This window comes from Luteimonas changyuni (assembly GCF_039548395.1).
Taxonomy (GTDB): Bacteria; Pseudomonadota; Gammaproteobacteria; order Xanthomonadales; family Xanthomonadaceae; genus Luteimonas.
In genome coordinates this window covers 1-22,541 of the sequence record NZ_JBCLUZ010000015.1, presented here as the reverse complement: position 1 = coordinate 22,541, position 22,541 = coordinate 1, and the positions used below count along the sequence as shown (strand labels likewise).

Annotated in this window: 22 protein-coding genes; 6 read left to right on the top strand and 16 right to left on the bottom strand. The window is 64.6% G+C overall.

Translation table 11 applies throughout. From position 1 onward, the window contains the following. Nucleotides 1-5 precede the first annotated feature (5 nt). Together WCD84_RS07620 and recQ are read left to right on the top strand one after the other, a co-directional pair. Nucleotides 6-575, top strand: a complete 570-nt coding sequence (locus tag WCD84_RS07620) for a Dps family protein (protein WP_343279854.1) — start codon at nt 6-8, stop codon at nt 573-575. 106 nt (nt 576-681) lie between these two features. After that, on the top strand, nt 682-2,517 hold the full coding sequence (recQ, locus tag WCD84_RS07615) for a DNA helicase RecQ (protein WP_343280965.1): 1,836 nt from the start codon (nt 682-684) through the stop codon (nt 2,515-2,517). A 127-nt stretch (nt 2,518-2,644) separates the two neighbouring features. Here the strand turns inward: recQ and WCD84_RS07610 are convergent, their stop codons facing one another. Continuing rightward, the gene (locus WCD84_RS07610; protein WP_343280964.1) at nt 2,645-4,072 is read right to left on the bottom strand and encodes a hypothetical protein; all 1,428 of its coding nucleotides are present in this window, start codon (nt 4,070-4,072) and stop codon (nt 2,645-2,647) included. Nucleotides 4,073-4,098: 26 nt separating this feature from the next. Continuing rightward, a protein-coding gene (locus WCD84_RS07605) for an IS3 family transposase (RefSeq protein ID WP_343280963.1) occupies nt 4,099-5,255 on the bottom strand; the annotation gives its coding sequence in 2 pieces (ribosomal slippage) (nt 4,099-5,015 and nt 5,015-5,255; 1,158 coding nt in all). A gap of 795 nt (nt 5,256-6,050) precedes the next feature. Between WCD84_RS07605 and WCD84_RS07600 the strand changes: the two genes are divergently transcribed. After that, the gene (locus WCD84_RS07600; RefSeq protein ID WP_343281001.1) at nt 6,051-7,532 is read left to right on the top strand and encodes a SulP family inorganic anion transporter; all 1,482 of its coding nucleotides are present in this window, start codon (nt 6,051-6,053) and stop codon (nt 7,530-7,532) included. A 9-nt stretch (nt 7,533-7,541) separates the two neighbouring features. Next, nucleotides 7,542-8,426, top strand: coding sequence for a universal stress protein (locus WCD84_RS07595; protein WP_343280962.1), 885 nt, complete (start codon nt 7,542-7,544; stop codon nt 8,424-8,426). On the opposite strand, the gene WCD84_RS07590 is transcribed toward WCD84_RS07595, so the two are convergent. The 6 genes from WCD84_RS07590 to WCD84_RS07565 are packed head-to-tail and all read right to left on the bottom strand — an operon-like array spanning nt 8,418 to nt 13,937. After that, nucleotides 8,418-9,515 (bottom strand): ArsO family NAD(P)H-dependent flavin-containing monooxygenase, encoded by a 1,098-nt coding sequence (locus WCD84_RS07590; protein ID WP_343280961.1) that lies wholly within the window; start codon nt 9,513-9,515, stop codon nt 8,418-8,420. The genes WCD84_RS07595 and WCD84_RS07590 overlap by 9 nt on opposite strands. Then, a complete protein-coding gene (gene arsJ / locus WCD84_RS07585) occupies nt 9,512-10,738 on the bottom strand; it encodes an organoarsenical effux MFS transporter ArsJ (RefSeq protein WP_343280960.1) in 1,227 nt (408 codons plus the stop codon). The genes WCD84_RS07590 and arsJ overlap by 4 nt, the downstream gene beginning before the upstream one ends. A gap of 3 nt (nt 10,739-10,741) precedes the next feature. Then, nucleotides 10,742-11,749, bottom strand: a complete 1,008-nt coding sequence (locus tag WCD84_RS07580; RefSeq protein WP_343280959.1) for an ArsJ-associated glyceraldehyde-3-phosphate dehydrogenase — start codon at nt 11,747-11,749, stop codon at nt 10,742-10,744. Beyond that, complete coding sequence (locus tag WCD84_RS07575; RefSeq protein ID WP_343280958.1) at nt 11,746-12,237, bottom strand: arsenate reductase ArsC; 492 nt, start codon at nt 12,235-12,237, stop codon at nt 11,746-11,748. Before WCD84_RS07575 ends, WCD84_RS07580 begins: the two co-directional genes overlap by 4 nt. Nucleotides 12,238-12,296: 59 nt before the next feature. Next, nucleotides 12,297-13,583: an arsenic transporter gene (locus WCD84_RS07570; protein ID WP_343280957.1), complete on the bottom strand. Its 1,287-nt coding sequence runs from the start codon at nt 13,581-13,583 to the stop codon at nt 12,297-12,299. Nucleotides 13,584-13,586: 3 nt separating this feature from the next. Beyond that, nucleotides 13,587-13,937 (bottom strand): ArsR/SmtB family transcription factor, encoded by a 351-nt coding sequence (locus WCD84_RS07565; protein ID WP_343280956.1) that lies wholly within the window; start codon nt 13,935-13,937, stop codon nt 13,587-13,589. 17 nt (nt 13,938-13,954) lie between these two features. Here WCD84_RS07565 and arsH point away from each other — a divergent pair, with 17 nt between their 5' ends. Continuing rightward, nucleotides 13,955-14,791: an arsenical resistance protein ArsH gene (arsH, locus tag WCD84_RS07560; protein ID WP_343280955.1), complete on the top strand. Its 837-nt coding sequence runs from the start codon at nt 13,955-13,957 to the stop codon at nt 14,789-14,791. A 303-nt stretch (nt 14,792-15,094) separates the two neighbouring features. After that, entirely contained in the window at nt 15,095-15,676 is a 582-nt protein-coding gene (locus tag WCD84_RS07555) for a hypothetical protein (protein WP_343280954.1), read from the top strand. Here the strand turns inward: WCD84_RS07555 and WCD84_RS07550 are convergent. The 8 genes from WCD84_RS07550 to WCD84_RS07515 all read right to left on the bottom strand — a co-directional run. Next, complete coding sequence (locus tag WCD84_RS07550; RefSeq protein WP_343280953.1) at nt 15,614-16,684, bottom strand: YagK/YfjJ domain-containing protein; 1,071 nt, start codon at nt 16,682-16,684, stop codon at nt 15,614-15,616. The genes WCD84_RS07555 and WCD84_RS07550 overlap by 63 nt on opposite strands. A gap of 353 nt (nt 16,685-17,037) precedes the next feature. Further along, entirely contained in the window at nt 17,038-17,280 is a 243-nt protein-coding gene (locus WCD84_RS07545) for a helix-turn-helix transcriptional regulator (protein WP_343280952.1), read from the bottom strand. Nucleotides 17,281-17,583: 303 nt separating this feature from the next. Then, nucleotides 17,584-18,084, bottom strand: a complete 501-nt coding sequence (gene radC / locus WCD84_RS07540) for a RadC family protein (RefSeq protein WP_343280951.1) — start codon at nt 18,082-18,084, stop codon at nt 17,584-17,586. 289 nt (nt 18,085-18,373) lie between these two features. Next, nucleotides 18,374-19,267, bottom strand: coding sequence for a recombination directionality factor (locus WCD84_RS07535; protein ID WP_343280950.1), 894 nt, complete (start codon nt 19,265-19,267; stop codon nt 18,374-18,376). Continuing rightward, nucleotides 19,261-20,247 carry a YqaJ viral recombinase family nuclease gene (locus tag WCD84_RS07530; RefSeq protein WP_343280949.1) on the bottom strand — a complete coding sequence of 329 codons (987 nt, stop codon included), beginning with the start codon at nt 20,245-20,247 and terminating at the stop codon, nt 19,261-19,263. Before WCD84_RS07530 ends, WCD84_RS07535 begins: the two co-directional genes overlap by 7 nt. 76 nt (nt 20,248-20,323) lie before the next feature. Beyond that, nucleotides 20,324-20,641, bottom strand: a complete 318-nt coding sequence (locus WCD84_RS07525) for a hypothetical protein (protein WP_343280948.1) — start codon at nt 20,639-20,641, stop codon at nt 20,324-20,326. Between the two features lie 3 nt (nt 20,642-20,644). Then, a complete protein-coding gene (locus tag WCD84_RS07520) occupies nt 20,645-21,601 on the bottom strand; it encodes a DUF932 domain-containing protein (protein WP_343280947.1) in 957 nt (318 codons plus the stop codon). A 341-nt stretch (nt 21,602-21,942) separates the two neighbouring features. After that, nucleotides 21,943-22,541 (bottom strand): GmrSD restriction endonuclease domain-containing protein (locus WCD84_RS07515; RefSeq protein ID WP_343280946.1); only part of this gene is annotated, 599 nt, incomplete at its 5' end.

The following is a 22,541-nucleotide window of genomic DNA, read 5'->3' as shown; positions in this document are numbered from 1 at the left end:
CAGTGATGGCCAAGACCAAGGAAAAAACCAAAACCGCCAAGCGCAGCGCCACGCGCAAGGCATCGCCTGCTGCGTCGCCGGCCGCGGGCTCGGTGGCACCAGGCGTTGATATCGGGATCGCGGACAAGGATCGCAAGACGATCTCGCAGGATCTTGCCCAGTTCCTGTCCGACAGCTTCACGCTGTACCTGAAGACCCACAACTTCCACTGGAACGTGACCGGCCCGATGTTCAACTCGCTGCACGCGATGTTCATGGACCAGTACACCGAGCAGTGGAACGCGCTGGACGAGACCGCCGAGCGCATCCGCGCCCTGGGCTTCAACGCCCCGGGGTCATATGCCGAATTCATCAAGCTCTCGACCATTGCCGAAGAGCCCGGCCTGACCAAGGCGCCCGACTGGCGGGAAATGGTGCGCCAGCTGGTCGACGGCAACGAATCGGTCTGCCGCACCGCGCGCCGTGCCCTGGCCCACGCCGACGATGCCGGCGACGACCCCACCGTCGACCTGCTCACTCAGCGCCTGCAGGTGCACGAAAAGAACGCCTGGATGCTGCGTTCGCTGCTCCAGTAGCGCGTACGCCGGCGGGTTTTCCCGTCAGGCCCGCCCCGCAACGCCCGACCCCGCGTCGGGCGTTCGCGTTGCCGGCCCTGAGACGCCGGCCCGGTATCCTTGGCGCATGAGCGACCCTGCACACCGGATCCTGCGCGAAACCTTCGGCCACGAGGCCTTCCGTGGCGAGCAGGCCGCCATCATCGAGCACGTGGCCGGCGGCGGCGACGCGCTGGTGCTGATGCCCACCGGCGGCGGCAAGTCGCTGTGCTACCAGGTGCCGGCGCTGCTGCGCGAGGGCACCGCGATCGTGGTCTCGCCGCTGATCGCGCTGATGCAGGACCAGGTGGAGGCGCTGCGCCAGCTCGGCGTCAACGCCGCCTTCCTCAACTCCACGCTTGACGCCGCCGAAGCCGCCGCCATCGAGCGGCAGCTGCGCGAAGGCACGCTTGACCTGCTGTACGTCGCTCCGGAGCGGCTGCTCACGCCGCGCTTCATGTCCCTGCTCGACGCCAGCCGGATCGGCCTGTTCGCCATCGACGAGGCGCACTGCGTCTCGCAGTGGGGCCACGACTTCCGCCGCGAGTACCGCGAGCTGACCGTGCTTCACGAACGCTGGCCGCAGGTGCCGCGCATCGCCCTCACCGCCACCGCCGATCCGCCGACCCAGCGCGAGATCGCCGAACGCCTGCAGCTCGAAGGCGCGCGCCGCTTCACCAGCTCCTTCGACCGCCCCAACATCCGCTACACCGTCGTCAACAAGGACAACGCCAACCGGCAGCTGCAGGACTTCATTGGCGGCCACCGCGGCGAGGCCGGCATCGTCTACTGCCTGTCGCGCAACAAGGTCGAGAAGACCGCGGCCATGCTGGTCGAGGACGGCGTCGACGCCCTGCCCTACCACGCCGGCCTGGACGCCTCGGTGCGCGCCGCCAACCAGCGCCGCTTCCTGCTCGAGGACGGCGTGGTGGTGGTGGCGACCATCGCCTTCGGCATGGGCATCGACAAGCCCGACGTGCGCTTCGTCGCGCACATGGACCTGCCGAAGTCGATCGAGGGCTACTACCAGGAAACCGGCCGCGCCGGCCGCGACGGCGACCCGGCGGAGGCCTGGATGTGCCACGGCCTGGGCGACGTGGTGCTGCTGCGGCAGATGATCGACCAGTCCGAGTCCGGAGAGGACCGCAAGCGCCTGGAGCACCGCAAGCTCGACGCCCTCGTCGGCTACTGCGAATCCACCCGCTGCCGCCGCCAGGTGCTGCTGGCCTGCTTCGGCGAGGACTACGCGGCGAAGGGGCCCGGCGAGCCCTGCGGCAACTGTGACAACTGCCTGTCGCCGCCGGAAACCTGGGACGCGACGGTGGCGGCGCAGAAGGCGCTGTCCTGCGTCTACCGCACCGGGCAGCGCTTCGGCGCCGCGCATCTGATCGACGTGCTCAGAGGCTCGGAGTCCGAGCGCGTGCGGCAGTTCGGCCACGACGCGCTGAGCACCTACGGCATCGGCACCGACCTCGACGCCCGCGCCTGGCGCGGGGTCTTCCGCCAGCTGGTGGCCGCGGGCCTGCTCGAGGTCGACACCGAGGGCTACGGCGGCCTGCGCCTGACCGCGGACAGCCGCGAGGTGCTGCAGGGCCGCCGCGAGGTGCTGCTGCGCAAGGAGGCGCCGCGCCCGGCGCGCGGCCGCGGCCGCGACGGCGAGGCCCGCGCGGCCCGGCCGGTGGTGGAGGTGGCGCGCGCCGACCAGCCGCTGTTCGAGTCCCTGCGCGCCATGCGCACACGCCTGGCCCAGGAGCAGGCCGTGCCGCCCTACGTGATCTTCCACGACGCGACGCTGCGCGAGATCGCCCGCCTGCGCCCGCGTACGCCGGGCGACCTGGCGCTCATCGGCGGCATCGGCGCCGGCAAGATCGAACGCTACGGCGACGAAGTGCTGGACGTGGTGTCCGAGGCCGAGGTGGCCTGAAGGCCGCTGCCTCCGCACCGCAACGCGGCAACCCGGCAAGCTGAAAAACGAAACCCGCCTGCATTCGCATGCGGGCGGGCTCGGATATCGCGGTCGGGACCGCCGCCGGGGACGGCGGTGGAAGGCCTCAGTAACTGCCGACGAAGTTGATGTACCAGCCCTTGTGGTCGTAGTCGAAGTCGGTCAGGTCATCGCTGAAGTCGGTGAAGTTGTAGCCGGCACCGATGCGGAAGTTCCTGCCGATGTCGCGGTCCACGCCCGCCATCCAGCCCTTGCGGGTGCCGCCGTCGTCCACGTCGAGCCAGCGGTACTCGACCAGGCCGTGCCACTTGTACGTCAGCTCGTAGCGCAGCTGGCCGGCCGCAAAGGTGGTCGCCGAATCGAACCAGTCACCCGTGCCACGCCCGTAGCGCACTTCGCCTTCGCGACGCGCCAGCTTGGCCGCCGCTTCCCAGCGGTGCCCGAGGCGGTACACGCCCTCCAGCGACAGGACCTGGGTCCTCTGGTCGTAGTCCGCCCCGCCCGACTGGCCCAGCGTGGCCAGGTCGTACAGGTAGGAATAGCGACCGAACAGTCCCCAGCGGCTCTCGTTCCACGGCCGGTAGGCGAAGCCGAAGCTGCCCTCGATGAACTTCGCGCCGGCGGCCGGGTTGATGGCGTCGTCGGTATCGGCGTAGTTGAAGCGCGCCGCGATCCGCCAGCTCTCGTTGATCCGGTGCGCCAGGCGGTTGGTGCTCACCCACTGCGTGCGCTGCTCCACGCCGGTGTCCTCGCGCCATTCCAGCTTGCTCTGCCAGTCGGTGCGCTGCGAGGTGTGGCCGCCGAAGACGCTGACCGCGCGCCGGTCGATGTTGCCGCCCTCGCTGTTGGTCAGCTCGCCGTCGGTCAGGGTGAAGCCGAGGTTCCAGCCCTTGACCGGATAGAAATCCATGCCGAAGGTGTGGGCCAGGCCGGATTCGCCGCGCGACTTGAGGAACTGGCTCTCGTTGAACATGTTGGCCTGGCTGGAGATCCTCCAGCGCTGCCCCAGCGTCCAGCCGTTGCGCGCGGCAGGATTGAACAGCGGGTCGTAGTCGCTGCGGTCGGTGGAATAGGTGTAGCTGCCGTAGAAGCTCTGCAGCGGCGACACCTTGTACTCCGCCTCGACGCTGGCGCCTTCGCCACGGTCGCCGGTGGTGGCCTCGGCGCCGACCGTGGACAGGTTGGCGAAGTTGTAGCGGCCACCCAGGGTCAGCGCATCGTTGTCCTCGTACTGGCCGCCGTCGTCGTCGAGGGTCACCTGGCCGATGCCGTACAGGTCCAGCGCGGTGCCGAAGCGGTGGGTGTACTTCACTGCGCCCAGCATCCCCGCCGCCGTCGCCTGCGCCTGCCGGCGCTCCTCGATGCGGCGCACCTCGGCCGTCAGGGCGTTGTACTCGCCCGGGCGCCATTCCAGGCTGGCCTGCGCCTGGCGCAGCACGTCGCCACCGCGTTCGGCATTGCTGTAGCGGGCGAACACGCTCAGGTCCGGCGAGAACTGGCCCAGCACCTCGGCGCCGTGTTCCTCGATGTCCATGCCGGTATCGAAGCGCGAGATGGGTTCTACCCCGAAATCACGGACGGTTGTGAAAGGGTTGAGAACTTCTGATCCTGCCTGGCGAATCTTCGCCGCATCCTCGGGTTGTGGAATCGCTCGATGTATTCGAACACATCGGCTCTTGCGGCATCGAGTGTCGCGTACCCCATTCGATAGACCCGCTCGCGCTTGAGCAAGCCGAAGAACCCTTCGCATGCCGCGTTGTCGCCGCAATGGCCGACCGCGCTCATCGAGCACAACAGCCCGTTGGCTGCCAAGTAACGTTGGTAGTCGCCGCTTCGGAACTGACTGCCGCGGTCCGAGTGCAGGATCACCTGGTCACTGCCTTGGCGCTGCCAAACCGCCATCTGCACGGCCCGAATCACCATCTGCCGATCCTGCCGGTCGTGCATCGACCAGCCAAGAACCAGCTGGCTGAACAAGTCCAGCACGATGCACAAATACAGCTTGCCCTTGCCGGTCTTGATCTCGGTGATATCGGTGACCCACTTGGTCTCCGGCTCCAGCGCGGCAAAGTCCCGTTCCAGCCAGTTACGCACACCCGGTGGCGTCAGCGCAGGCCGACCGCGCTGGCCACGCCGCTTCGGTCGCGGCCAGCCCTGCAGGCCATCCGCCGACATCAGCCGGGCGACCCGGTTCAGGCTCGCCGTCTCGCCTTCGTCGGTCAGGTCCTCTTGCATCCGGCCTGCGCCCAGCGTGCCCCGGCTGTCTTCGTGCAGCTCACGGATGCGGCCGAGCAAGCGCTCGTTATCGACTTGGCGGGTGCTTGGCAGGCGCTTGCTCCAGTCGTAATAGCCGCTGGCGGACACGCGTAGACAGCGGCACATCAGCCGAACCGGGAACTCTTCGCGGCAACGTTCGATCACCTGATACCTCAGGACGATCCCTTGGCAAAGAACGTCGCCGCTTCTCTTGAAAAATCCCGCTCCTTCTTCACCCGGGCCAGCTCGCGCTTGAGGCGGACCAGTTCCTCATCCCGGGGTGTGCCGGTGCCGCCGAAGGCCACCTTGCCCTGGCTCTGGGCCTCTCGCTTCCAGCGGGTCAGCAGCGTGTCCCGGATCCCCAGCTCCCGTGCCACCTGGGCGCAACTGACGCCCGGCTGCCTCGCCTGCTCAACCGCACCGCGCTTGACCTCCGCACTGAACTTCCTTCGCTTCGACATGAACACTCCTGTCGGCCCCTATCGGCCTTCTTGTAAGTGTCCGTGAAAACGGGGGTGAACCCCTGGGGGTTCAAGTGCACCATGCTGGACCATGACGGACAAGAAACCCCGCTGTCGGCGGGGTTCTATGCCGTCTTCTGGACTTCACTGGACCAGGCTGGACGTGAAGCTGGTGGCCGTGATTCAATCGAACACGGGCTGCAAATAACTGATTTAACAGCACTTTAAGGAAACGCTACCGAATTCAGACTCACTAACCGACTCACTTTCGGAGCTTGGCCTAAAGCCGCTCCTCTCGTAGCGGAATTGTAGCCGTTCAATCCCAACTGATCTCAGGGCGGAAAGTCGGCAGCAGCATTAATCTCTCCAACCGCGTAGCGCACGGGCTGGTCGTGTACTGCCATCGAACTCGACGTGCTGATCTGACGCACCTCGCGCGCCCGCGACCAACACCAGGCGTACTGCAGCGCCGCCAAGTCCGGCCAGCCCGCCTACCGTGGGTTGCTAACCGTCCCGCGCCTGCTCCAGTAAGACTCGGCTAGTCGTGTCCCTGTGGGCGGTGTCCGGGTCCCCAGAAGCGAGCAAGCGAGATTTGCCCCTCGTCCGATAAGGGCACGCACCCGACGCGCCCGCCCCCCCAGCGCGGCTTTCCCGCCGATGTTACGATTGCGCAGTACTTACGTCTCACTCGAGAACATGCCTGCAATCCTGCCGCCCTAGTAGTTGACTGGCTAGCACGCGCCCGCGCAACGCGGCGCGGTTCCATCGTTGCTTAGTCACAGGCAGGAAATCCCAATGAATTTTTCTACGCTGCGCCAGCAATGGCTCGGCAACGTGCGCGGCGACCTTCTCGCCGGCCTCGTCGTGGCGTTGGCCCTCATCCCGGAAGCCATCGCCTTTTCCATCATCGCGGGCGTCGACCCGAAAGTCGGCCTGTATGCCTCGTTCTGCATCGCGGTCGTGATTTCCTTCACCGGTGGTCGGCCCGGCATGATCTCGGCCGCCACCGGCGCCATGGCTCTGTTGATGATTGGCCTGGTCAGAGAGCACGGACTCGAATACCTCCTGGCAGCGACGCTGCTGACCGGATTGCTGCAGATCGTCGCGGGCATGTTCAAGCTCGGGTTCCTGATGCGTTTCATCTCGCGGTCGGTGATCACCGGCTTTGTGAACGCGCTCGCGATCCTGATCTTCATGGCGCAACTGCCGGAACTGACCAATGTGCCGTGGGCGGTGTACGTGGTGACGGCGGCAGGGCTCGGGATCATTTACCTCCTTCCACGCGTGACCACGGCGATTCCGTCCCCACTGGTCGCGATCGTCGTGCTGACCATCGCCGCCGTCACGATGGGGCTGGATGTGCGCACGGTCGGGGACATGGGTGAGCTGCCGGACAGCCTCCCGGTGTTTTTGTTCCCCGACGTTCCGCTGACGTTCGAGACCCTGCGCATCATCTTCCCGGTCGCCGCGACGCTGACCGTGGTCGGCCTGCTCGAATCGTTGTTGACGGCGCAGATCGTCGACAAGCTCACCGATACGCCCAGCGACAAGAACCGGGAATGCGTCGGCCAGGGCGTCGCGAACATTGCGTCCGGCATGATCGGCGGCATGGCGGGCTGCGCGATGATCGGCCAGTCGGTCATCAACGTGAAATCCGGCGGGCGTGGCCGCCTTTCCTCCTTCGCGGCCGGCGTCTTCCTGCTGCTGATGGTGGTGTTCGCCGGACCCTGGGTGAAGCTGATCCCCATGGGCGCGCTGGTCGCGGTCATGATCATGGTGTCGATCGGCACCTTCAGCTGGTCCTCGCTGCGGGACCTCCGCACCCATCCGCGCACGTCGAGCATCGTCATGATCGCCACGGTGCTGGTGACCGTGTTCACCCATGACCTGGCCAAGGGCGTCCTCACCGGCGTGTTGCTGTCGGCACTGTTCTTCGCGCGCAAGGTCAGCCAGGTGCTGCACGTGGATTCGCAGCCGGCCAACGGCGGCCGCGAGCGCCGCTACCGGGTCACCGGCCAGGTCTTCTTCGCGTCGGCCGACAGCTTCATCTCGCGCTTCGATTTCAAGGACGCGGTGGAGAAAGTGGTGATCGATGTCACCGACGCCCACTTCTGGGACCTGAGCGCTGTCGGCGCGCTGGACGAAGTGGTGCTGAAGCTCCGCCGGGAGGGCACCGAAGTCGAGATCGTCGGGATGAACGAGGCCAGCGCCACCCTGGTCCACACCCTGGCGGTGCACGACAAGCCCGACGCCGAGCGCCTGATGGGCGGCCACTGAGGAATTGCCATGAACACGACCACGTCACTGTTGAACATCGGCGGCCGCGTGCTGGCCGCCGTTGATGAATCGGTCTACAGCACCAGCGTCGCCAGGTATGCCGCCTGGTCGGCGTTGCGCCTGGACGCAGCGCTCGAGTTCCTGCACGTGCTGGACCGCCAGCCGACGCAGCCCGGCAGGCCGGACCTGAGCGGGAACCTGGCGCTGGATACGCGCGAACAGCTGCTTGCGCAACTGGTGCAACTGGACGAGCAGCGCGGAAAGCTGGCGCAGGAGTCCGGCCGGCTGCTACTGCGGCAGGTGCGGACGATCGCGCAGGAGAGCCATGGGATCCCTGCGGAATCACGCATGCGCCATGGCTCGCTCTCCGAAGCACTGGTGGAACTCGAACCCGACGTCCGCATGTTCGTGATCGGCAAGCGGGGCGAACACGCGGACTTCGACTCGGGCCACCTCGGCAGCCAGCTGGAGCGCGTGGTGCGCTCGGTGCACCGCCCGCTGCTGGTCGCGTCGCGCGAGTTCAAGGAGCCCCGTCGCGTCCTGGTGGCCTTCGACGGTAGCGCCACCACGCGCAAGGGCGTCGAGATGGTCGCCGCGAGCCCGCTGTTCCGCGGCCTCGACGTCGTCGTGCTGATGGCGGGCGATGCGAACAGCGAGCAAAACGCCGCCTTGCGCTGGGCCGAAGAAACCTTGCGCGGTCACGGCCACCAGGTCGCGTGCCGACACCGGAGTGGCGCGGTCAACGAAACCATCAGCGCGGCCGTCGAGCAGGAACACGTCGACGTGCTGGTCATGGGCGCCTACGGGCACTCGAGGATCCGCAACATGATCGTGGGCAGCACCACCACCCACGTCCTGCGCACCAGCCACGTGCCGGTGCTGCTGCTACGGTAATGCTGTCGGCGTGCTTTCGGGGTCGGGCTCGAATGCGGCCCGGATCCCGGCCACGGTGTCCCTGGCGTAACGGGTGACCCCGGCCAGCGTGGCCGAGGCCGGACCTGTCCAGTCGCCATAGCCGACCAGCCACAGCTGCGGGCATTTCACCGAGCGCGTGCCATCGACGAGAACGCGGCCGTCGGCTTCAAGCACGTCCAGAGGCTGCAGGTGGCCAAGTGCAGGCCTGAATCCGGTGCACCAGATCACGGCATCCACCCGCTCCACCCGGCCGTTGGCCCACACGACGCCGCTCGTGGTGAATCGCTCGAACGGCGCAACGGCGTGGAGCACGCCCCGCTCGCGGGCGTCCCGCACCGGCGGCACCATGACGATGTCAGCGAGCCCTCCGACGGGCACGTCCGGGACCCGGCCCTCCTGCTGTGCCCTCCAGCGTTCCGTGGCACGCGCGAACAGCACGCGGCCGTCGACGTCGTCGGGCAGGAAGGACGGTGGTTGCTGCGTGACCCAGCGCGCGTCGGCCACCCGCGATACTTCCGCCAGGATCTGCGCACCCGAGTTGCCACCTCCCACGACCAGCACCTTCTTTCCCGCAAAGCGGGCCGGCTCGACGTAGTGCGAGGAGTGGAGCTGCTCGCCGGCGAACGAGTCAGCCCCGGGGTACTCCGGAACAAATGGATTGCGCCAGGTGCCCGTCGCACTGACGATCGCCCGGGCCGACCAGCGCCTGCCCGCGCCGGACGCGACGAGACGTCCGTCCGCGCGGTGCACGGACTGCACCAGCGCGGGCCGCTCGACCGGGATCGCGTAGCGCGCCTCGTAGTCGGACAGGTAGGCGAGCACGTCGTCGCGAGCCGGATAGCCCTCCTGTTGCGACACCATTTGCCGGCCCGCGATCGAGCTCGATGCCGCCGGAGAGAACAGGGTCAACGAACGCCATGCGTGGCGCCACGCCCCACCGGGCCCATCCTCGGCATCGACGACCAGGAAGGACAGCCCGGTGCGCCGCAGGAAGTACGCGGTGGCAAGTGCGGCCTGCCCGCCTCCGATCACCAGCACATCCACGTCTTGCGCGCGCGTGGTGCTCATGCGGCCGACTCGCCGGAAGTCCGGTGCCCGGGCAGCCAAGCCGAGATGATCGCGGCAAGCGCGACGAGCACGGCGGAGATCCCCAGGCAGGCCTCGAGCCCCGCGGCCTGGTACACCCAGCCGGACAGCACCGTGCCGAGCAGCCGACCCATGGCGTTGGCCATGTAGTAGAAGCCCACGTCCAGCGAAACGCCGTCGGCGTCGGCATAGCTGATGATCAGATAGCTGTGCAGCGACGAGTTGACCGCGAACAGGACCCCGAACACGGCCAGCCCCGCCAACAGGACACCCTGCGGGGACACACCCTGGAGCATAAGCATCGCCATCGCCGCGGGCACCACGGCCAGCACTGCCGCCCAGGCAGTTGCGGCACGGCCGCCCGGGACATGGCCACGGCGACGCCCGGTGAAGTACGGCGCCAGCGCCTGCACGATTCCGTAGCCGATCACCCATGCCGCCATGAAACCCCCGACCTGCCAGAAATCCCAGCCCAGCACTTCGGCCAGGAACACCGGCAACGCGACAACGAACCACACGTCGCGCGCCCCGAACAGGAACATGCGTGCGGCCGACAGCAGGTTGATGGCCCGACTCTTGGAGAAGATGTCGCGGAACTTTGGCTTGCCGCTAGCCTTGCCGAGATCGCGTTTCAGCGTCGCCAGGCTCAGGAGCCAGACCAGGGCCAGGCCCACCACCATGAGCAAGATCGCCGGCCTGAAGCCGATGGCTGTCAGCAGCGCACCACCCAAGAAGAAGCCGACGCCCTTGAGCGCGTTCTTGGAACCGGTCAGCGCGGCGACCCACCTGAACAGTGCTCCCTGTTGATCAGCGGGAACCAGCAGCTTGATGCTGCTCTTCGCGCTCATCTTGTTGAGATCCTTGGCAACGCCCGATAACGCCTGCGCAGCCATCACCCACGGCACCACCAGCCAAGTGCTCGGGACTAGCAGCATCGCCAGCGCGATCACCTGCAGGCCCAACCCGATATTCATCGTGCGATTGAGCCCGATTCGCGCACCCAGCCAACCACCGACGAGGTTGGTGACGACGCCAAAGACCTCGTAGAACAGGAACAGCATCGCGATCTGCAGCGGGCTGTAGCCGAGCTGGTGGAACTGCAGCACCACCAGCATGCGCAGCGCGCCATCGGTGAGGGTGAACGCCCAGTAGTTGCCGGTGATCAGCAGGTACTGGCGCACCTCCGGGGTGAGCCGGGCCGTCATGGGCTAGCGGTCCGCGCCGCCGACCAGCCGCACGAGCTCTACGGTGCGGTTCACGTAACCCCACTCGTTGTCGTACCAGGCATAGATCTTGACCTGGGTCCCGTTGATCACCAGCGTCGACAGCGCATCCACGATGCCCGAGCGCGGATCGGTCTGGTAGTCGATCGAGACCAGCGGGCGGGTCTCAAAGCCGAGGATCCCGGACAGCTCGCCCTCCGCGGCCGCGCGCAGCATGCCGTTGACCTCCTCGACCGTGGTCGGCCGCTCGACCTCGAACACGCAGTCCGTCAGCGAGGCATTGGTCAGCGGAACCCGGACGGCGTGCCCGTCAAGGCGGCCGCGTAGCTCGGGGAAGATCTCGGCAATGGCCGTAGCCGAACCGGTGGACGTCGGGATCAGGCTGCTCCCGCAGGAGCGGGCACGGCGCAGGTCCTTGTGCGGCGCATCCACGATCGTCTGGGTATTGGTCAGGCTGTGGATCGTGGTCAGGCTGCCATGGCGAATGCCCAGGCCCTCGTGGATGACCTTGACCACGGGGGCGAAGCAGTTGGTGGTGCACGATGCGGCCGACACGATCCGATGGCTGGCCGGATCGAATCGCCCATGGTTGACCCCCATGACGATATCCAGTGTTCCCGCCGCCTTGATCGGGGCCGTCACCACCACGCGCTTCACGCCCTGGTCCAGATAGGGCTGCAGCACATCGGGCTTGCGGAACTTGCCGGAGGCCTCGATCACGACGTCGCAGCCGGACCAGTCGGTGGCCGCGAGCTCCTTGTTGCGCGTGATCGGGATTCGCGTGCCGTCGATGACCAGCGCGTCGCCCTCTGCCGCAATCTCGCGGTCCCAGCACCCGTGGACCGAATCGAAATTCAGCAGGTGCGCCAACGTCAGCGGGTCGCCCGCGGGGTCGTTGATGTGGACGAACGCGATGTCCGTCTGTCCCCAAGCTGCGCGCAGAGCGAGACGGCCCATGCGGCCAAAACCATTGATACCGACGCGGATGGTCATGCGTTCACTTCCGGATTTGAGTGGGATTCGATGGAAAGGCGATCCCAGGCTTCGGGGCGCAAGGAGAGCAAGAGTGAGATCCGCTGCTGCAGCATCTGCAATGCAAGACTGAAAGCTCGCTGGACCTGTTCTTGGCTCCCGTGCACTGCGGCAGGGTCCGGGACACTCCAATGTGCGGTGACTGGATGCCCGGGCCAGTGCGGACAGGCTTCGCCCGCGGCGCGGTCGCAGACGGTGATGATCAGGTCCATTTCTGGCGCATCCGCCGCCGTGAATTCTTCCCAGCTCTTGCTGCGCAGGCCGGAGGTCGGAAGGCCAGCGGTATCCAGCGCATGGAGTGCTCCCGGATGTACATGCCCCTCTGGGTGGCTTCCCGCGCTGAACGCATGCAGACGGCCACTACCCAAGCGGTTCGCCACTGCCTCCGCAATGATGCTTCGCGCAGAATTCCCAGTGCATACGAACAAGACGTTGTATCGGTTCTTCATGTCGGCCACCTCAGGAGTTGTGCGAAGGAATTCCCGGTTATCGCTTCAGGCCACGGCGATCACGCAATGCTCAGCCGCACCACGAGCGCAGCCAGCGTCACAAACAGCACGGGCAACGTCAGGATGACGCCTACCCTGAAGTAGTAGCCCCAGGTGATCCGGATGCCCTTGCGGGCCAGCACGTGCAGCCACAGCAGCGTGGCGAGGCTCCCGATCGGCGTGAACTTCGGACCCAGGTCGCTGCCGATGACGTTGGCGTAGATCATCGCCTCGCGCACTGCGCCATCGGCCTGGCTGGCGTCGATCGACAGGGCGCCGACCAGCACCGTCGGCATGTTGTTCATCACCGACGACAGGAACGCCGTCAGCAGGCCGGTACCGAAGGTCGCAGCCCACAGGCCGTGGCCGGCGAACCAGTCCAGCAGGCGCGACAGATCGTCGGTCAGGCCATTGTTGCGAAGGCCATAGACCACCAGGTACATGCCCAGCGAGAACACCACGATCTGCCAGGGTGCTTCGCGCACCACCTTGCGGGTCGAGATCCTGTGCCCCTTGGCCGCCACGCCCAGCAGCGCCAGCGCGCCGGCACCGGCCACCGCGCTGATCGGCACGCCGAGTCCCTCGAGCACGAAGAAGCCCGCCAGCAGCAGCGCCAGCACCACCCAGCCGGCATTGAAGGTGGCGCGATCGACGATCGCCGAGCGCGGATCCTTCAGCAGGACCACGTCGTAGTTGCCGGGAATGTCACGCCGGAAGAACCAAAGCAGGACGGCCAGCGTCGCGCCCACCGACACCAGGTTGACCGGGAACATCACCGAGGCGTACTCGGCGAACCCAATGTCGAAGTAGTCCGCCGAAACGATGTTGACCAGGTTGGAGACGATCAGCGGCAAGCTCGCTGTGTCCGCGATGAACCCAGCGCCCATCACGAAGGCCAGGGTCGCGGCCGGGCTGAACTTCAGTGCGAGCAGCATCGCGATCACGATCGGCGTCAGGATCAGGGCCGCGCCGTCGTTGGCAAACAGGGCGGCGACGGCCGCCCCGAGCAGCACGAGGTACACGAACAGCCTGCGTCTGCTGCCCCCACCCCAGCGCGCCACGTGCAGCGCCGCCCACTCGAAGAAGCCCGCTTCGTCGAGCACCAGGCTGATCAGGATCACGGCCACGAAGGTGAAGGTGGCGTTCCAGACAAAGCCCCAGACCGTGGGGATGTCGGACACGCCGACCACGCCGGTCAGCAGCGCGAGCGCCGCACCGAATGAGGCACTCCAACCGACCCCAAGGCCCTTCGGCTGCCAGATGACGAGGACAATGGTGGCGACGAAGATCAGCAGCGCGAGGAGCACGGCTCAGGCCTCGCGCACTTTGCGGGTCCGCTTGCGCGACGGTGAGGCGGCAGGCAGGCACCGGCCCGCATCGCCGCCACAGCAGTTGCGGGTCAGGAAGCCGATGAGGCCATTCATGGCGTCGAAGTCGGCGCGGTAGATGATGCTCCGTCCCTGCGCCTCGCCGCCGATCAGCCCGGCCAAGGTGAGTTCCTTGAGGTGGAACGACAGCGTGGCGCCGGGCAGCGCCAGGGCATCGGCGATCTGGCCGGGCGTGGTCCCCTCAAACCCTGCCTCCACGAGCAGGCGGAAGACGGACAGGCGGGTGGGATGCCCGAGCGCAGCCAACGCGGTGCTTGCTTTGGTGAGTTCCATGTTTCTAGAATACTGGAATGAAATCCGATCCAGCAACCTCCGGCGTGCATGGCGACCTCCCCAACCTGGTCTCCGCGGTGGCCGATGTTCCAACAGCCCTCAAGCTGGGTGTGGATGGCGCCAGCCATCCGCCACGGATCCTGATCCTCTACGGTTCGCTCCGACCCCAGTCCTACAGCCGCAAGCTCGCCCTCGAAGCTGGGGCCCTGCTGCGCCACTTCGGGGCCGACGTCCGGGTCTTCGATCCGCGCGACCTGCCTCTGCTCGACACCGTCGACGCGGACCACCCGAAGGTGCAGGAGCTGCGCGCGCTGTCGCAGTGGTCCGAGGGGCAGGTCTGGGTCAGCCCGGAACGCCACGGCACCGTCACCGCCGTGTTCAAGAACCAGATCGACTGGCTGCCGCTGGAAATCGGCAGCCTGCGCCCGACCCAGGGCCGCACCCTGGCGGTCATGCAGGTCTGCGGCGGCTCGCAGTCGTTCAACGTCGTCAATGCCCTGCGGGTGCTCGGCCGATGGATGCGCATGGTGACCATCCCGAACCAGTCTTCCGTGCCCAAGGCATGGCAGGAGTTCGACGACGAGGGCCGGATGAAGCCCTCGCCGTATTACGACCGAGTCGTGGACGTCATGGAGGAACTCGTCAAGTTCACCCTGCTGGTGCGCGACCGCAGCGACTACCTGACCAGTCGCTACAGCGAACGCAAGGGCGACGTTGCCGCGACGGCGTTGGCGGAAGCCTCCGGAGCCGTGAGCACGCCCACTGTCGCGGTTGTAGGAGCGGCTACCTATCCCGCTCTAGCAGACTCAAAGACCGATGCACTGACCCCGTCTGCATGTTGCGGCACCACCTGACGCTATCGAGGACTGCACTCATAAAGGCGACGATCTGCAACAGTTCGCGCTGTTCGCTCAAACTTATTCGCCATGCCGGGTTAGAGCCGAGGTCATCGAAAGCGGGAGGCGGCCCCTTTCGGCCTTCTTGTAGCTGTCCGTGAAAACGGGGGCGAACCCTGCTGCAGAAAACTGCATTTCGCCCGCTCCAGAGCAGCTCGGGGCCTCACTCGTTATGATCGCGTTCGGTGCCGACTGGCTCGAGGATGACGGAAGGCCACGAAGATGGAAGCGTCAAGATTCGATTTAGCAGTCTCCGAAGACGTGAAAATGGTCGAGGCTCTATTCAGCCGGTCCCAGTTGCCCGAAGGCTGGAGTTACTACCTTGCCAAAGCAGAATCCACCCGAGACGACCGGGAAGCGGCTGCTATCACAGCTATGTTGAAGTTCCACTCGGAGGGCTATGAAGCGAGAGCAAGTGCCTTGATCGCGAGTCTAATCTGCCTGGACCAAGCAGCGGAAGCATATAAGGGCGGGGATGACCAGGCGGCACGCGTAGCACTGCAACATTGCCACTGGAACTGTAAGGCCCTCAGCGAAGCCCTCGATGAAGGCCCCGATTACGTCCCGATCTATGCGGGCAAGAAGAAGCGCGCGAGCGCCGGAGGTCATGGACGGCAGAAAACGTTCGCGCCGCTCATCGGGGCATTTGAAGAGCTGCTGATCGAGCGACGGCCTGAAGGTGGCTGGCCCAGCAAGGCTGCGGCCGTGCGCGCATTATTGGAAGAAATGCAGAAACTCGATGTCGACGAGCATCTTTCTTCCGAAAACCTCGAGCAAACACTAACGAACTGGCTGAGGAGGAAGGCTCTTGCCCAAACGTTCAAAGACACCTCCAAGCCTTGATCCACCCTCGGGCACCATGCCCAGCCTGTCCATCAGGTCGGAGAACGCTTTGTGCTCGCCACTCCACGGGGGCAGCAGCTTGCGCTTGGGGCCGGCCCCTTTGAAGCAGTTGTAAGGCCCGCCGGTACCGAAGAGCTCCGAGGACCCGGCAAGGCTTCGAGCGTAGACCTCAGCCTTCGTCGTGTACCTGACGGTATCAGCCAACGTCTCCCACTTCGCGTCGTTGGAGCGATGAATCATCCCCACGCCGACCTTGTCGTAACTCTCTGTCGCCCAGTGGTTGCAGCTGTGGAACGAACCCAGCCGCCCTGCGATCATTCGCCAAGTATTGCCGAGGTCCTCGGCGATAGCGAACTCGTTGCGAACCGCCTGTCCGTACAGCACCACCACGACATGATGGTGGAAGCCACGGGAGAATCCCCATTCCGTTTTCCAAATATAGCCAACCAAGTGCGCGGCATAACCGCTCGTCCGCAGCACGTGGAAAAACCTGTTGCGAGCTTCACGAGCGGTGGCGTAGGAGATGGGAGCTGGTCGCAGAAATGGGTCTGTTGCAAACTCCAGATCCAGGCGAATCACCAGCAGCTTTGAGTAATACAGCCGTGACTGATCCAGCAAACGGTAGGCTGAACGCATATTCTTTCGCTCTGCCGTTTTCGCGTTGTCGATCCTGCGCTTCACCGATGGGGTGCTGCAGCCTGCCCTCAGATCTATCATAAATTTCTCGAGCAGGTCGCTCTTATCCGCTGGTTCCAGCCCTTCCCAATGGAGGTTCTGTGCCAAGCGCGCCGCCTCGCTGAAGTACGGGTGCACATCTCGACCCTCCAAAACGCGTGAGACTCCGGCCAGATCCCGCTTCAGGACGTTCTGGACACGCTTCCCGCGCTTGGTTGGCACGAACACCTTTCCAAACGGCGTTCGCCAGCGATAATCGAAAAGCTTGCCCGTGGATCGCAGGAGCTCGCCCACATCGTCGACCGTGTCGCGTAGCGTATTGGTGAAGTCCATGTCGTTGCAGACTGAGCGAGCACCAAAGGGCTTATGCCAACATTGAACCGTGTGCCATTCCATCGGCATTCGAGTGGGCGCGCGCGATTCGACGGCGTCCACGACGGAGCGCTTCAACCCAGTGCGCTTGCACTTGTATCCACGCCTGGATTTGAACGTACTCCTGCCCATCTAATACTTCTCCATTTCCATATTGATAGTGATTTGTTCAACACTTGCCCACACTCATAACTCCACAAAAGTAGTAACAGTGCTAATTCCTTTCGTAATGTGTTTATCCCGGCGCCTGAAACTCAGGCGTGTCGCGGGTTCCGGACCACTCGAGTGCGATCTGCGCCGGAAAATAGAGGCACTTACGCTTTGCGCTTGTTGCCCAAGCTTTCCAGGTACGCATCGATCTCGTGCAGGTAGTACCTGCGCGCTCGGCCGAGCTTGATATGTTTGGGGAAATCTGGAAGGAACTGGTCGGATTCATCGTCCTCGTACGCGTAGATGGTCGCCTTAGACATCTGGAGCTTCTTGATCAGGTCGCTGACGCACAGCAGGCGAGTGCCGATGTCCTCCTCTGCTTCTGCGCCTGTGCTGCTTCTGTCCATGCGCCCAGTTTCGGGCGCTCGGCGAGTCAGGAGCCAGCCTCCTGCTAAACAGTGAAAAAAAACACGTCACCTTGTCCCAGCGGAACGCCGCCCACGCTGCGCCTGGGGTGGTGATGCCTTATCGAAGAAATTTCGCAGCCTGATCAATCCCTTACGGACTGCTAGGAACTGCATTTCCGTCACGCTCTAGGAACCCTGTTTGACGAGGGTGTAGAGCGACGGCTGCCGGGCGATCGGCGGTCCCTTCACCACCTCCTTAGCGACCGAGCTGCCGTGCCGGCAGCTCGATCTTTCGCCTTCTGATCAGATCCAGCCGCGTTCGGCCATTGCCACGGCCTGCTCCCCTCCCACGACGACGTGATCGATCAGCCTTACGTCCACCAGGGAAAGCGCCTGCTTGAGCCGGGCAGTAACGGTGCGATCTGCAGCAGACGGGTCGGCGGAACCGGAGGGGTGGTTGTGCGCAACGATGATTGCGGCTGAGTTTGTCCGGATGGCGTGTCGCACCACCTCCCTGGGGTGGACCTCTGCCCCATCGATCGTCCCCTGAAATAGCTCGACGTACTCGATGAGGCGGTGCCGCGCATCGAGAAACGCCGCGGCGAAGACTTCCTTTTGTAGCCCTGCCAGCTTGCCTTGGAAGAAGTCCTTGGCGGTCTGAGGGTCCGAGAACGATGTTCCCCGCTGCATCCGGTTCCCGACGACGACTCGTGCCGCCTCCAGGATCTCGTCAGCGCCGGCCACCTTGTACAACCGGGAAGGGGTGCGGACATACAGAAGCCGCTGTGTCGCATTACTATCCATCAGTCACCTCATCTTTTTCTGAGCCCCACGAGGCCCGAGCTGATAATGAAGAAGGGGCGCAATGCGCCCCTTCGGTTTCGCTACACGCGGACACGTGCCCGGCCACAGCCCTCGGGTGCGCTAGCCCGGGCCGGGCATGCTTACGTCGGGTCGCCGACTGGCTCAGGACGCTTCTGGCAAAGGCAAAGCTATTTCGATCTCTTTCAGGAACTTACCCAGTCCGTACAGGGCGAACCCGTACACCACTGCTGCACCCACAACCTTCAACATCGTGTTCTCCTTCAATCAGTTATGCGGCGCCCACGCGGGCCACCTGGGTTTCGAGACGTTCGTGCAGGGAGTTACCGTTTCTACGAGACGCCGGAGACGTCTGTTCCACCGACTCGCCGTCGGGGTAAAACTCCTCGACGACTGCCGAAACATCCTCGGCGAGGTCTTCGAACGCTCCATTGGCGAATCCCCGCCTGGCGGCCTCATCCAATGCGACCTGGTCAAAGCCACCTTCCCGGCGTGTCTGGTCGAGATCTCTCGCCTCCATGATGGTCTGCTCCAGCGTCACCCCGGTTCGGACCACCAGATCGACGTAGTAGATGGCCGACCTGAAACTCATCGTCGTGGACTTGCCTCGAAGCTTGAGCTCCAAGGGCAGGCAGGAGAGCCGACCACCCGACACCGCGTCGAAATACGCCAACCGGGCTGCCAAGGTCCGGATGGTGTTGTAGGACGTTGTCCGCAGCACAAAGCTACCCAGCTCGTCGTCATCCCCGACCCTGACGTTTAGTCGGGCATACGCCTTGCACTCCCCCATGGCGAAAGGACAGGCATCCGGGCCAGGACACAGCTCTTGGGTCATGCCCTCCTTGCCCACGCGTCTGCTCGTCTCACCGTTGCCAACGCATACAGGCCGGCCCGTGGACCGCTCGAAAAGTGAATAGTCCGCGCGCAGGTTCAGGCCGGGGTCGTTGAACAGCAACCTGACCGGGATCGAGCGGAGCTTCCCTCCTGCTCCCTTGCGCAGAGCCTCGTCCAGCGGGTGAAGCACCCAGCCTTCCCGGTTCTGGACCTGGCTGGTCAGGGTGAACTGGTCATCCTTCTCCGGCAGGCGCTTGCCGTTGCGCTCGACCACGCGGCCGATTGAGATTCGCCCGATCACGGGCGGGGTGATAGCCAAGCCTTTCAGCATGGTGCTGCTCCTTCTAGGGCATAGGGAACGATCCGGAATCGTCGGGATCCGGGTCGCCCGACGGTGAACTCGGCCACCAGGCCCGGGTGGGCATGCGCGAGTCGCCTGAGATCAACGCTGTTGCTGTCCTTGGAACGCCGGTAGGTGATCTCCCCGCTGGGAAAGAGTGCCTTGGACGCATCCCCCATTGATTGCTCCAGTCGCTGGCGCAGCTGCTCAGCCTGCGTATCCAGCTGACCAATCTCGTCCCGTAACGCGACGAGCCGGGCGAAGGCTGCGGAGAGCTCTGCGTCTCCCGTGAAATCGACGCTTGTGTCGTTCCCCACGTAGAGACTGCGCAGGGCCTTCGCCGCCGATTCGCTGCCGTCCGCCGGTGGAGGCGTGTCCTGATCCACGTGCTCCCAGAACCGGGCCTCCAGCACGATCAGGCGCGAGATCACCTCCTCATCCCGCTCAATCCGATGGACCTCCAGCTTCTGGCCGCATAGCAGCACGGCCACGTCCGCTGCCTGCTTGCCCGTCACCGCCAGCTGGTGCTGGACCTGGATCTGGACGTATTCCGGCACCCCGTCGCACCACAGGCGGGAGCCGAACTCGCCAGCTGTCTTGCACTCGAGGATCTGGACGTCCTCGGCACCAACCACTTCGCGATCGATGTTGGCCAGCATGAAGCTGTAGGTCGGGTGCTGCAGCACGGCATTGAGCCGCCGCACCTTGCGCTCGGTCCGCTCGGCATACGCCGAAGCGACGAACGGCTCCAGAAGAGTGCCCCAGTACATCGGGTCGTCCTGCCCGGGCTCTTCCCCCCGGGTGCTCCGCCCGGTCTTTTCCATCCAGAGCTCGAGCTGGCTCTTGTACGGGCACAGCCCCACGGCCGCGGCTGCATCGGAGCTTCCGATGCCCCGCTTGCGGACTTCCAACCACTGCTCACGCTCCATCGAGCGCGTGTCGACCAGGCGTACGGCTGCCGATCTGCTCATTTCGATTCTCCAAGTGATAAGGCCCGGTCTCCTCGCGGAGACCGGGCCTTGTAGGTGGCTTGTTGGGACGCGGCAGCTACGCCGGCGACTCTTTCAGCGCCGACGCTACGATCCCCTCCAGGATCGATCCGGCTCGGTCCACGGCCCCACCTGCCAGAAGGTGCTTACCGAAGGCCCGCCCGAATGGCTCAGCCACTTCGTAGCACCAGACACCGGGAAATGCCCCGTTGCAGCCCTCCCAGGCTCGTGCCAGCAAGGGGGCCTGGTCGATGCACGCCCGGACGTAGGAACACTCGCCCTCGAACGGCATGTCCGAGTAGCCACGCACACTCCTGTCCAGCGCGTGCTTGGCTCCAATGGCGATGTAGGCGGCATCGAGACAGTCGATTGCCATGTCTCATGCCACCAGCTTCATGGCTTCGTCCCAGGCCCGCTGCTTCAGCTGAGCGCCGGCACCGAACCACGCCGCATTCCTGCGGTGGTCGTCGCTGCGCGCACGCCGATGGTGGTCGACGAACTCGGTGACGCTGCTCAGGACGCCCCACGCGGTACCGCGGGCACTTGCCAGCTCCGAGCCCTTGCCCGCGCCGTCGTACAGGGCTCGCGCGACCTTGTAGGCCTGTTCATTGACCGCCACGCCCTCCCCGTCCGAGTTCGGATAGGTCAGCACCCGGCGCAGGAGCCCATCCACCGAGTCCGGATCTACGGGGCACTCCACCAAAGCCCTCATCCGGGCGACAAAGGGATCCCAAGTGGACACTGTAAGCCCCAGCTGCCGCTTGACTGCGTCAGCATCGAATCGGCTCCGGTGGGGCACCTTGATCGCGCCCGCATTGCTTCCAAGGGCGATGGACAGGGTGTTGTTGCAAACCACCCGCACAGACGTGAACTGCGCCGTCGTCGCCAAGGTGCCGTCGCAGGCGTTCGCCAGCAGCAGGTAACCCTCAACACGGTCCTTGCGCTTCAGCACGGCGCTCTGGCCCGTCTTGGCCAAGGCCCAAAACTTCCGTCCCTCGCGCAGCACGCCGGCCGTCTCAAGTTCAAATCCGCCGACCTCGGTCAGGTCGCGGTAAAACTCGAGGATCTCGCCTGGCTGCACCACCTGGTATCGCTTGGACACAACCGAAAGCGGGGCGTGCGTGTCAGAGCGGTACAGCACCTTCTGTTCGGGGAAGGCGTTGATGGCTCCGATGCCGTTCTTTCCGACCAGGAACCGAACTTCGGACTCCTCGATAGACCAGTCCATCCCGGCCTGTCGCCTCCAGACTTCGATCGGCTGTTGCGTCGCCAGCTTATTGCCGAGGCCATGCCACGGGCGCTCGCCGGCATAAGCCATGGTTTCGACCAGATGCATCGTGATTTCTCCTTGACTACCGGCACAAAAGCACAAGGCCCGGCGGTTGCCGGGCCTTGTGTGATGGCCATGATTGGAAAGCTAGAGGGGCTTGGAAACGCAACCAGCGCATTTCGCGAAGCTCACCAGCAGCGCAGCGGTGACCATCAGTACGCAGGTCAGGATTTCCACCTTCTGAGGGAACATGATTTGCCCATTTCAATGGCACGACGACCCGGCGCACCCATCCGTGAGGCAAACATCCTGCCTGCCTCACTCAGGTGATATGTGTTTGAAACCTGCTTGTATCGCATCCAGGCTGCTCCTGGGTCACCCCGGCGGCAATGTCAGCCGGATGTGCATCAGGGTGATTGCCAAATCAGCTTGCTCAGCTCTACGTAAACCGCTGCTCTTGCCGCAATATCAGCCTTCGCGAAATCCGGAACGGGTGCCAATTTAACGGTGGGGGCGCTCGCCAAGAAAGAGGCAACATTCGGGTTGCTCTTATAAATCCCGCTATCGAGTGTCTGCGTAATCGCACCTTCCGTGGCATACGAAGACAACTTTTCTCGGTATGAGGTGTCTTGAAGAGACCGGTTCCTAGAACGGGGAAGCAGCGCCAGCGCGCCGATCTTGTTCCTCATTTCCAGGTATTCACGCTCGTCGACGAATCCGTGAGTTGCTGGCAACTTCGTAATCTCAAACTTCTTCATCAACAAATGCTCAATATCAAATGTCTTTCCACCCTTGTCTCTGCGCCAGTAGGTTTCGAATCCAACCCTACTCGTCGCTGCGAAGGAGTCCTCTAGAAAACAACTGATCCTTGCAAGGATGTAGAGCAAGTTCGATCTATCGCTCTTTTGATAGCTCATGGCCTCGAGGTTTGGAATCACGGCCACATACGTCGGCCACGCCGTGCGAACGTAGCTCTCAAGTCCGGCCAAACTCTTACCGCGGATAT